Here is an 11,313-nt window from a genome sequence, read left to right on the forward strand (position 1 = left end):
TAACGAAGAACAGAACATCACTATAATAAGCTAAATACGGCCAGGGTACATTATTAACGTTACTCTCAAAAAATCGCATATTTGCAAACTATGCCAGAAAGAATTGTATCACTACTGCCTGCCGCTACGGAAATTGTTTGTGCCCTGGGATTGGAAGACCGTTTGGTTGGCCGCTCGCACGAGTGCGATTACCCGGAGAGCGTACAACAACTGCCGGTATGTTCTGAAGCGAACATTCCTGATGGCTTAAGCAGTGCCGAAATTGATGTGAAGGTAAAGGAAATACTGGCTGATGCACTATCCGTTTATACCGTAAAGCGCGAGGTGATCAAAAGCCTGCAGCCTGATGTGGTGCTCACTCAGGCACAGTGCGAGGTCTGCGCCGTTAGTTTGCCCGAGGTTGAACAAGCCCTGAGCGATTACCTGGATAACCCCGCACAGATCATCTCCTTACAACCCAATAGTCTTGAAGAGATTCTTAACGATATCAAACAGATTGCCGGTGTTTTAGGCGTAGCCGAAAAAGGCGAACAACTTTTAGAAGATCTTACCGAACGTATCGACATTATACGCCATAAGCTGAAGTTTATGGAGGTAAAACCTACCGTAGCCTGCGTAGAATGGCTGGAACCAATGATGATCTCCGGCAACTGGATCCCCGAACTGGTGAGTATTGCAGGTGGCACACCAGTACTGGCGCAGGCAGGCAAGCATTCCCCTTATGTGGAATGGAACGATATTGTCGCCGTCGACCCTGATATCATCCTGCTGATGCCTTGCGGTTTTTCTATAGAACGCACGATGCGCGAAGTTGGCTTGTTGTTAGCCCAACCAGGCTTTGCTGAGCTGAAAGCCGTTAAGAACAACCGCGTTTACATTGCCGATGGCAACCATTATTTTAACCGCCCCGGCCCGAGAATAGTAGACTCGTTGGAGATACTGGCCGAGATCATTCACCCAAAGCAATTCATATTTGGTAATGAGGGGAAGGGCTGGGTTAAATTCGTACTTTAAAAAATATTTTAAAAAGTAGGTTATTGCGCTGGTTTACTGGCTATATTTACGATTAAAACAAACCTGAATTAGCCATGCGCCGTTTTATTGCCCTTATCGTTATTGCGTTTGCAAACGTTGCCGCCTTTGCTGCCGCCCCGGTTTTTAATGTTAAAAACTTGAGCCTTACCTGGGAGGTGGTTGATAACAACTACAAAAACAAACAGCAATCTTTAACGGCGCTTATCATCACCAATAATGGTACAGAAACACTGCCTGCCGGTGGCTGGAAGATCTACTTCAATTCGTCGCGCAATTTTATTGCAGATGCCGTTAGTGGTAATGCCAAAGTATTGCAGGTAAACGGCGACCTCTACAGCATTACCCCAAACCAAAACTTTAAAGCCATTAAACCCGGCGAAAGCGCCCGTATCGAATACATCTGCGAGAACGTTGTGGTAAATTATACCGATGCCATCGAAGGCCCTTACTTTGTTTGGGATGCCTCGCCTGATAAAGGCTACCTTCCCGGCAACTTCATCATCAAGCCCCTCGATCCAAAATATCCCGGCCTGGTTACGCCCGAGGTTATTTACAATCAGAATAAAAGCATTATTGATATCCCTGCCGATAAACTGCCCAAGATCGTCCCGCTGCCGTTGAGCTACCAGGAAACAGAAGGTATGTTTAAACTCGAACCAAGTGCAAAGGTGATCAGCGCCGACCCTCGTTTCGCTAAAGAGCAGGCCAAACTGAGCGCTTTTTTAATGAAGGCCTTTGGTATGCAGTTCACGTCGGTAGCTGCAAGCAACACCATAACGCTGGGTTACAAGGTTGGATTTGGTAAAGAGGGTTATGAGTTGAGTGTTAAGCCTAACGCCATCCAAATAAACGCCACTACTGCAACCGGTATGTTCTACGGTATACAATCGTTAAAGAACCTTTGTCCGTCCGCAGTATATGCCGATAAGCAGAAAAGCCTGGAGATTCCTTGTGTAGAGGTTAAAGACTCGCCGCGCTTTGGTTACCGTGCCGTGATGTTGGATGTTGCCCGCAACTTTCAGAGTAAGCAGCAGGTATTACGCCTGTTAGATCTGATGGGTGCTTATAAATTAAACACCCTGCACATGCACCTTACCGACGATGAAGGCTGGCGCATAGAAATACCATCACTGCCCGAGCTCACTTCCGTAGCATCAAAACGTGCCCACACGCTGGATAGCAAAAACTTTTTGCCGGCATCGCACGGCTCCGGTCCGGATTTTAGTAATCCTGCCGGTACGGGCTTTTATACCGTTGCCGATTACATCGAGATATTAAAATACGCCAACGACCGCCACATCACCGTAATGCCCGAGATCGAGACGCCCGGCCATGCCCGTGGTGCCATTAAAGCCATGCAGGCGCGCTACAATCGCCTGGCGGCTGCCGGTAAAAAGGCCGAAGCTGCTAAATATCTTTTGTATGATACCGGAGACCAGTCGGCTTATCGCTCGGTACAGTACTGGAATGATAACGTGATAGACGTTTCGTTGCCATCAACCTATACTTTTGTTGAGCGCGTGGTTGATGACCTGGTTGCCATGTACAAACAAGCCGGTGCGCCGCTGCCTGCCATCCACTTTGGTGGCGACGAGGTGCCTGCACACGTGTGGGAAAAATCGCCGGCTTACGAGGCGCTTAAGAAAACTCACCCCGAAATAAAAAATACCGGCGACCTGTGGTATTACTTCTATGGCCGCGTGAACAACATCTTAAAAAAGAAAAACATTACCCTTTCCGGTTGGGAAGAAATGGCCCTGCGCAAAACCACGCTTGATGGCCGCCCTGCTTACGTGCCCAACCCGCAATTTGTGAACGAGGGTATGCAGGTTGATGTATGGAACAACGTATTGGGCGACGGGCAGGAAGACCTTGCCTATAAACTGGCAAACGCTGGCTACAAAACCGTGCTTACCTGCGTTACCAACCTATACTTTGATATGGCCACCTACAAAAGCTGGGACGAACCCGGCTACTACTGGGGCGCATTTTTGGGTATAGATAAATTCTTCTCGTTTATCCCTTTCGATTATTTTAAGAATACCGATGTGGATAAGAACGGCAAAGCTATCGACCGCCGGATGTTTGTTGGCAAACAGCGCCTTACCGACTATGGCAAGGAGAACATCATAGGCCTGCAGGGTGCGCTTTGGGCCGAAACCGTTAAAACGCCGCAGCAAATGGAATACATGATATTCCCTAAGCTGATTGCCCTGGGCGAACGTGCCTGGGCCAAAGACCCTGCCTGGACAACTGAGCTCGACTCGGCCAAGGCCAAACAAATGTATAACGAGGATTGGAGCCGATTTGTGAACGTGCTGGGCAAACGCGAACTGCCGCGACTGGCTTACGAAGGCGGCGGTTACGCCTTCAGGATACCAAAGCCCGGCGTTATGCTTAAGGATGGAAAATACTACGCTAACGTGCAGTACCCTGGCATGGTGATTCGCTACACCACCAACGGTGCCGAGCCAACCGCCGAGAGTCCGCAGTATACCGGCCCGGTTGATGCCACAGGTACAGTTAAGTTCCGTGTGTTTGATGCTAAAGGCCGCGGCGGCAACATCGCCCAGGGAGCGGAAAATGATAAACCGGCGATATAAAAGCCTCACCCCAAACCCCTCTCTCCAAAGGAGAGTGGCTTATAACATCATTCCTTCACGCGTCATTGCTTCGTGCCTCGCAATGACGCGTTTATTTGCTGTTGTCCTGGATAATTCAAAAAACTTGTTAACTTCATTTCATCATGATTGCCCATTTTATTCAGCATCGAGGTAAAGGCCATTGGGTATTGGCTGCTCCATTAATTATTGGTGTAATACTTTTTGTACTTACTGATGCAATTGGCTACGGTGAGAAATACGTACGTCCGGCAACTTTTTTTATTTCAGCAGCTTTTATCTGGTTCTTTGATAAGGGGCACCTGTTACTGCAGGTTGGCCGCAACATTAACCGGGGGCAAAATACATTGATGTGGATAGACATGAAGTTTTGGGCTATCCCGTTTGCTATAGCAGGTGCTATTTCGTTAGCTGTGATATAAATAAATCAGTTCCCCTCTCGAGAGGGGCCAGGGGTGTGTTTATGGGCCATGCAGAACGTAATATACTTCACAATTTGTCATGGTGAGCCTGTCGAACCACACTATCCCGCTGGCAGGTCTTCGACAAGCGCAGACTAACAATCTCATCTACCATCCATAACTATTTGCTAAAAATATTAGTAAATATAAGCCATGGTTGTTACCTTTGTTTGAAAGCGATAACCATCATGAGCACTACCGAACAACTAAGCCAAGAGCGCCTGCAACTCCTAAGCGAAGCCCTGGAACTGCTGGAAGACATGAAAATAAAAATGGCCCTCTTTGAGCGCCAATACTACAGCAAACTAAAAGCAAAGGCGGAGAAGGTTGGAAAGAAGGGTGAAATTATTTGAAAATCAGGTGTTTTTACGGTAGTTATAATTCTCTTTTTTTATGATATTTATAACACTTTAAACCAAATAATTCACAATGAAAATAATATTTAATTCTTTGCATAAAATAGATATCGAGAATAATCTAGTCGAATTTATGCCTCACTCATCTGACAAGAATGACCTCGATGGTTATGTCATGGAACTAGTAACTAATATTTTATCTGGTTCCGATAGAAAAGGATATCATTTTCGAAGCGATAGTACTGAAGTGCGGACTTTATTGACGGAAATTTTAGATAACAATAAAACGGATGAAAAGCATTACGATACGTTATCCCAAAAGATATCTAAGCGCCTTCTAACTATGGAAAAATCTTCTCAAGCCAAGGTAGATAAGTTGGGCATAGAAATATTAAAAGGAGTATTAGTCGTTTCATTAATTGAATTTGACGACAAAACATCTAAAATCATTATATCAAAAGCCGATCACAACGACTTTATAGATTCAATTACTTTTAGAAGAACATCGGGACTGCCAATAAGAAAAAAAATTTATAAAGCTTTTATTTCTGAATTTAACGACAAGAGAGAACTTACAAGGACTTCTGTCTATGACACCAATTCAGTTTTTTCTGTTTATTGGTGGAGAGACTTTTTGGAATTGACAGAAGTTTACACTGACGAGCACAACACAGAAACTGCATTTGCTGTGTTGAATAGTAGAATTTTGGCTCCTTTAAAAACGAGTTCGAAAGCAGACTATATAAACCTATGGAACACAACAGTGCATTACTTCAGAACCAAAAAAGAATTTGCGCTTGAAGATTACATTGATAATGTCATAAAAGAATATAGGCCTTTCAATGACAAGATTGATATTAATGATATTGAAAAAAAGCGAGGAAATTATCTGAAAAGGGCAAATTTGATAGTAGATTTCAGATTGTACCCAATCTGTTAAATAAAAGATTCAAAAATACTATACCGTTGACACCTCAAATAGAATTGTTGTTAAAGCAAGATATTAACGATATTTCCAGCACTATTCGTCCACATAAAGAGGGTGACGGCTCTAAATGGGTAATGATTAAATCTGACACAGGTTACGAGCATTTTCAGAGAGAAATGAGCAAGTAGAATGGCAATTGATATCAATGAATTCATTAAATTATTTGCTTTTGCGCCAGCGAATTTCATAGAAGAAAGTTTTAAAGAAGTTAGAATTCGCTTTACTGCAAACGAATTAGTTCAAATTTCCAATGAAATAGGTCAAACAGATTCTATATCGTTTCTCAACGACAGAGATCTATTAAAGATATCTGTTTTCGTGGGAGATGATGATCCTATTGATTATTACTCCCCAGGAAGCACTGTCAATTTTTTTCGAGAGGTTTTTAACCGATTAGAAATTAGAGAAGACGATGAAAAAATTGAAATACATTTCGATATAATTAAGAAAACGGTTTACGGCATTCTTTCAATCTATTTTCCCGACAAATTTATTGAATACGTGTCTGACCTTGAATTAACTGAAGTTCTTCATGGATTGCATAATGAATTTCAACAGGAACAAAAATTAATTTTGCAACCGCTTACCGGTAAACTAACTTTTCGGACAGCGACGATTGCAAGTGATATAAATAAGGTTGATTCGCGATTTATGTCCTATGAAATGAGGGAATCTAGAGTTGCTTCGTTGAATTCCATAGGAAACTTTAATCTAACTAATAGCTTTAAATTCATACCGGATGATTTTCATATTTTAGAATGTTCCAACCAACAGCTTAAGATTCTTTTTAATAAAATTTGTGCGATTTATTCAACAGCATATTTGTTTGACATAATTGCAGTGTCAAAATCCATTATCGATTACAAGCTTAATGGATATAAGACTATCATTGGTCAATTAGACTTCCGAATATTGCGTGAAAGACATCTTGCGGAATATTTCAGAATTTATGACTGGACGTTCAAAGGGGAAATTTAAATGATAAAGTCGGCTTGGCAAGAAACATAATTTCTTTACATTTAGATAATTCCAAGGGTATTGAAATTATTGGAAATCCTTTCCAGTCTATTCAATCGAGTTACAAAGTATATGAAAAACAAAACATTAAGCAATATATAGAAATTAGAAATAAGATATCAGATCAACTTTTAACGTTTCATGATAGAGCAAATAAAATAGTTGAATCTTTTGCTTCTGGCTTTCAAAAAAGTGCTCTCGCGCTCATTAGCTTTTATATATCTGCCATTATAATTAAACTTATAGGAAAGCCTGTATTTAAAGACATATTTACCATTGACTCAACTATCTTGTCTAGTGTATTCATTTGTTTTTCTTATATATATTATCGAATAGCATTATGGGAAGTTAAAGAGCAACGAAAAAGGTTTATCGGAAGTTATAAAAATATGAAGCAAAGATATCTAGATTTGCTTGACGTTGAAGACATAAAGAGAATACTAAATGATGATAAGGAGTATTATGCAGACTTGTCTTTTTTAGACGACAAACAACAGAAGTATGCTAATTTATGGAAGTACTATTTGTTAGGTCTTTTTATAGTTACCACAAGCTTGTTTTTATATTACCATCATTGAATATTACCCCAACCAAAAAGGCCCCTGCGTACACAGAGGCCTTTCATATTTTATCTCAAAACTGATTACCTATTCTTCACCAGTACATAAGCTTTGGCCCATTTGTCGTGCCAGGCTTGTTTGCGGTCGTCCCATAGTACCCACAGGTAGCCGATAAATAGTGCCGTGCCCGATACAATTTTGCCAATGTTGCGGGTTAGTGCCCTAAAGAAGCTTAGCCTGCGGCCGTCGGCATCAACCACCGTAAGCCTGAAAAGCTTTTTACCCAAACTGCCCTGCAGCGGCGAAAACTCGCAGATGGTGTGGTACATAGCCATCACCAAAAAGGTGAGCAGGTTAAACTGCATCATGGTGCCCAGGTCGTCAACCGTGGCGCCGCCGTTTAGGGCGCGTTTATATATGGCATCAAAACTCTCCGGTTTCAGTAATGCTATCGGGTACGACATAATGAACGAGTCGGCAATGTAAGCCAGCAGGCGCCAGCCAAACCCTGCCAGGTTATCCTCGGTAGGGAAGTAGTAACCACGAGCCTCAAAATAATGGAACAGCTCCGGCATGTCTGATGCACGCTGCCAGTCTGCGGCATTAGGGCTTAGTATCAGCGTGTCGGCATCAATATCGGCCTGCATGAGTTCCTTAAGGGTAAACGGGCCTTCCTCGGTTTTATCTCGTGCTATGTAGTAGTTCTCTTCCATTTAAAAAATCATTTTCTTCTAATGACGTAGGCCTTCGCCAGCTCATCATGCCATCCCTGTCGCTTATCGTCCCAAAGGATACGTAAAAATCCTAATCCAAAAATTATACTGGATAATATCTTGCCAAAATTACGGCCAAGTGCGTTGGCAAAGGTAAGGCGTTCGCCCTTAACATCCACTACGCAAAGTTTACAAGCTACTTTGCCAATGCTGCCCCGTAGTCTACTTGATTCGCAAGTGGCGTTGTAAAGACTCGCTGATAAACCAAAAAATAAATTTAACCCATTTTCATTAGCAAAGCCCGCTGATGGAGCTACTAAATAAACAAAAAGATTATACGCGAGTGACAACATCATTACCGAAAGTATCACAATTGCTGTATCAATAAGGTACGCCAGGATCCGCCATCCAAAGTGGGCATAATTACTTTTGTTAGGCGGATAAATGCCGCGGTTCTCAAAGTAGTAGTTAAACTCGGGCAGGTCTATCATTTCCTCCCAGCCGGTAGCAAGCGGCGAAAGCACCATGGTGTGCACATCAAGCTGCATATCCATAATTTCGTACTGGGTAAAAGGGCCGGTTTGCTCGCTGCCTTGCATTAAGTAATAAGTATTGATCATGATGGCTAAGGTTTTAAGGGTATTAAGATAAATATTTTACGCTTAAGAGTTTAGCGCATACATAATAATATTTACCCCAAATTTGGTGTTGTCCTCGGCCAGGAAACGCTTATTTCTAAAATCGTAATCCCACTCGCAGCCGTAGTCCTTGCTGCTGTATAAAACGCCTATGCGGCCGTTTATCTCAATGGCTTTCAGGTAATCGTGCACCAGGTCGTCGCCCCAGCCGTTAAGCTCAAATGAGGTGGTAGGCGGCCCTTTCTCAAATTTAAAGAAAGAGCTGTACAGCTTATGGTTATTGGGGATCTTCTTTAATGCCGTTGGACCGAATAGCGCTGCCATCTGCGCCTCAAAGGATTTAGCGAAAAGTCCGTCGATATCGTGGTTGCAATCGTCAACAAAAACAAAGCCCCCGTTTTGTACATACTGCTTAAAGTTGGCTTTCTCCTTGGCATCAAACTGAACCAGCTTATGCCCGCTGAGGTAGCAAAAAGGATAGTTAAAAATGTCGTCGCTGCTTAGCGGGACAACCTTCTCCTGCGGATTAAAGGCAACGGTAGTATACTCCAGCAACGAGTTAAGCAGGTTTGATGGCATGCGCTGGTCGGTATCCCAGTCGCCGCTGTGGTAACTGAGCCGGGTGAAAGTAAATTTTTGCGCCTCTGCCATAGCTGCTAAAATTAACACAAATATTTTGCCCCGATCAGTGCAGATGCTACAGCCGGTGTAAAGTTTTAGATACTTAGCGGGGTGGTTATGCTAAAATTGCTGTGAATAGCTATCTTGTGGACTCACATGCCTCACCCCGGCCCTCTTTAAAGGAGAGGGAGTTTATACTCCCTTAAAGATAGTTCCCTCTCCTTTGGAGAGGGTTAGGATGAGGCTTTTTACAAAAATGCAACTAACTGAACAACAAATTAAATCCCTCCTGGCCAAACTGCCGGCGTTAAAAACCGAGATACAAAAGGTAATTGTGGGGCAGGATGCCATACTGGACGAGCTGCTGGTGGCTTTCCTGGCGGGAGGCCACTGCCTGCTGGAGGGTGTGCCCGGACTGGCGAAAACGCTGATCGTAAAAACCATGTCGCAGGCACTGCAACTGGCTTTCAGGCGCATCCAGTTCACCCCCGACCTGATGCCTACCGACATCATTGGTACCGAGATACTGGAAGAAGACCATGCCACGGGCAAGCGTTTCTTTAAGTTTAACAAAGGCCCCTTGTTTGCCAACATCATCCTGGCCGATGAGATCAACAGGACGCCACCCAAAACGCAGTCGGCATTGTTGGAGGCCATGCAGGAGTTTGAGGTAACCTGCGGCGGGCAAACCTATCCGCTGGATAAGCCCTTCTTTATACTGGCTACCCAAAACCCTATTGAGCAGGCCGGCACTTACCCACTGCCCGAGGCACAGTTAGACCGTTTTTTATTGTTGGTGAAAATAGGCTACCCAACCGAACAGGAAGAGTTTGAAGTATTGAACCGCACCACCGGCATCCGCAATGCCGATGTACAGGCCGTTATATCTGCCGAAGAGATTATACAAGCCCAGGCGCTGGTAAGGCAGGTAACCATCAATGAAGATCTGACAAGGTATGTTAGCCAGCTGATACGCGCCACCCGGCCGGATACCAGCACGGTAAGCTACGTAAAGGAATGGGTACGCTGGGGCGCAGGCCCGCGCGCAGGCCAGGCTTTGATACTAACCGCCAAAGCACGCGCCCTGTTAAAAGGCCGCTACACCGTTTTGATGGAAGATATCCATGCCATGGCACCGGCCGTACTGCGGCACCGTATCCTGATGAACTTCAGAGCCGAGGCGGAAGGGATAAACTCCGATAAGGTAACAGAGGAATTGATAAAGGTAGTGGAAAGGAAGGGTTCTTTATAAATCATGTCATTGCGAGCGAAGCGCGGCAATCTCAGAGGATAAGCACGCTGACCTGCCTGTTAGATTGCTTCGTCGTTCCTCCTCGTAATGACATGGCTTTTTACCCAATAAAATATCACCATGCTCAACCCTAAAACATTAACCACCATAAAGGATTTGCTGCTGCTGGCGAAAACGGTTGTTGATGGCTTCATGAATGGGTTTAATAAAAGTACACTGAAGGGGCCGGGACTTGAATTTTCACAATATCGAAGCTACCAGCCTGGTGATGACCTGCGCTGGCTGGATTGGCGTATGTTTGCCCGTAGTGATAGATATTACATCCGCGAATCGGAGACAGAGACCAGTATTTCGGTGCGTTTCCTCGTTGATGCCAGCGCATCAATGAACCACGATGATGACGGAATAGCCAAGATAGCTTACGCCAAAATGCTGGTGGCTTCGCTGGCATGGCTGGCCAACCTGCAGGGCGATGCCGTAGCACTCAACGTGTTTCAGAATGGCAAGCTATTCTCGCTGCCGTCCAAACCCGATCCACAACATTTGCAAAGGTTGTTCTACCATTTAGAGCAGGTAAAACCGGGCGGACAATTCACCAGACCAGCCCACTACAAAGAACTCTTTGCCAGTAATAATCGTAAGGAATTATTGGTATTTATAACCGATATGTACCAGGCCAGTGGTGAGATATTCTCATTGCTGAATACGCTTGCTGCCTTAAGGCATGAGATCATCGTGTTCCACCTTATGGGGCAAAACGAACTGGACTTTAACTTTAAAGGCTACACCACACTGGAAGATATGGAAACGGGCGAAACCATCCAGGTGAATGCCCAAACTGCAAAAACCGTCTATAAAGAAAAGCTAAAACAACATCTTGACGTCATTAAGGCTGAGCTGCTTGGCAAACGCATTGCCTATCGCATGCTCAGCACCTCCCAGCCGCTTGATGAAGCCCTGAGAGAATTTCTGGTCCAACGCAAAAAGGGGTTGATATGATAGACTGCGGGTTAATTTTAAAACAATTAAAGAAAGTCCTCTCCTTTGGAGA

General features: G+C 44.1%; 12 protein-coding genes. 9 read left to right on the top strand and 3 right to left on the bottom strand.

What is annotated here, in order from left to right; translation table 11 throughout:
- The first annotated feature begins 90 nt into the window (after positions 1-90).
- From INP83_RS05470 to INP83_RS05500, 7 genes are all read left to right on the top strand, one after another.
- Positions 91-1,014 carry a cobalamin-binding protein gene (locus INP83_RS05470; RefSeq protein ID WP_219126610.1) on the top strand — a complete coding sequence of 308 codons (924 nt, stop codon included), beginning with the start codon at positions 91-93 and terminating at the stop codon, positions 1,012-1,014.
- Between the two features lie 74 nt (positions 1,015-1,088).
- A complete protein-coding gene (locus INP83_RS05475) occupies positions 1,089-3,638 on the top strand; it encodes a family 20 glycosylhydrolase (RefSeq protein ID WP_219126611.1) in 2,550 nt (849 codons plus the stop codon).
- 143 nt (positions 3,639-3,781) lie between these two features.
- The gene (locus INP83_RS05480) at positions 3,782-4,078 is read left to right on the top strand and encodes a hypothetical protein (protein ID WP_219126612.1); all 297 of its coding nucleotides are present in this window, start codon (positions 3,782-3,784) and stop codon (positions 4,076-4,078) included.
- 227 nt (positions 4,079-4,305) lie between these two features.
- The gene (locus tag INP83_RS05485; RefSeq protein WP_219126613.1) at positions 4,306-4,470 is read left to right on the top strand and encodes a hypothetical protein; all 165 of its coding nucleotides are present in this window, start codon (positions 4,306-4,308) and stop codon (positions 4,468-4,470) included.
- A gap of 76 nt (positions 4,471-4,546) precedes the next feature.
- The gene (locus tag INP83_RS05490; protein ID WP_219126614.1) at positions 4,547-5,413 is read left to right on the top strand and encodes a nucleoid-associated protein; all 867 of its coding nucleotides are present in this window, start codon (positions 4,547-4,549) and stop codon (positions 5,411-5,413) included.
- A gap of 177 nt (positions 5,414-5,590) precedes the next feature.
- Positions 5,591-6,439 carry a hypothetical protein gene (locus INP83_RS05495; protein ID WP_219126615.1) on the top strand — a complete coding sequence of 283 codons (849 nt, stop codon included), beginning with the start codon at positions 5,591-5,593 and terminating at the stop codon, positions 6,437-6,439.
- Positions 6,440-6,453: 14 nt separating this feature from the next.
- Positions 6,454-7,056 carry a hypothetical protein gene (locus INP83_RS05500; protein ID WP_219126616.1) on the top strand — a complete coding sequence of 201 codons (603 nt, stop codon included), beginning with the start codon at positions 6,454-6,456 and terminating at the stop codon, positions 7,054-7,056.
- Between the two features lie 65 nt (positions 7,057-7,121).
- On the opposite strand, the gene INP83_RS05505 is transcribed toward INP83_RS05500, so the two are convergent.
- Genes INP83_RS05505 through INP83_RS05515 form a run of 3 tightly spaced genes read right to left on the bottom strand, consistent with a single transcriptional unit; the run spans position 7,122 to position 9,040 of the window.
- The gene (locus INP83_RS05505; protein WP_219126617.1) at positions 7,122-7,751 is read right to left on the bottom strand and encodes an RDD family protein; all 630 of its coding nucleotides are present in this window, start codon (positions 7,749-7,751) and stop codon (positions 7,122-7,124) included.
- Between the two features lie 8 nt (positions 7,752-7,759).
- The gene (locus INP83_RS05510) at positions 7,760-8,371 is read right to left on the bottom strand and encodes an RDD family protein (protein WP_219126618.1); all 612 of its coding nucleotides are present in this window, start codon (positions 8,369-8,371) and stop codon (positions 7,760-7,762) included.
- Positions 8,372-8,413: 42 nt separating this feature from the next.
- Positions 8,414-9,040, bottom strand: a complete 627-nt coding sequence (locus tag INP83_RS05515; RefSeq protein ID WP_219126619.1) for a DUF4159 domain-containing protein — start codon at positions 9,038-9,040, stop codon at positions 8,414-8,416.
- 226 nt (positions 9,041-9,266) lie between these two features.
- Between INP83_RS05515 and INP83_RS05520 the strand changes: the two genes are divergently transcribed.
- Positions 9,267-10,262, top strand: coding sequence for a MoxR family ATPase (locus INP83_RS05520; RefSeq protein ID WP_219126620.1), 996 nt, complete (start codon positions 9,267-9,269; stop codon positions 10,260-10,262).
- A 120-nt stretch (positions 10,263-10,382) separates the two neighbouring features.
- Positions 10,383-11,261 carry a DUF58 domain-containing protein gene (locus INP83_RS05525; RefSeq protein ID WP_219126621.1) on the top strand — a complete coding sequence of 293 codons (879 nt, stop codon included), beginning with the start codon at positions 10,383-10,385 and terminating at the stop codon, positions 11,259-11,261.
- Positions 11,262-11,313: the final 52 nt, after the last annotated feature.

The sequence above is a fragment of the Mucilaginibacter sp. 21P genome (genome assembly GCF_019331605.1).
Lineage (GTDB): Bacteria > Bacteroidota > Bacteroidia > Sphingobacteriales > Sphingobacteriaceae > Mucilaginibacter > Mucilaginibacter achroorhodeus.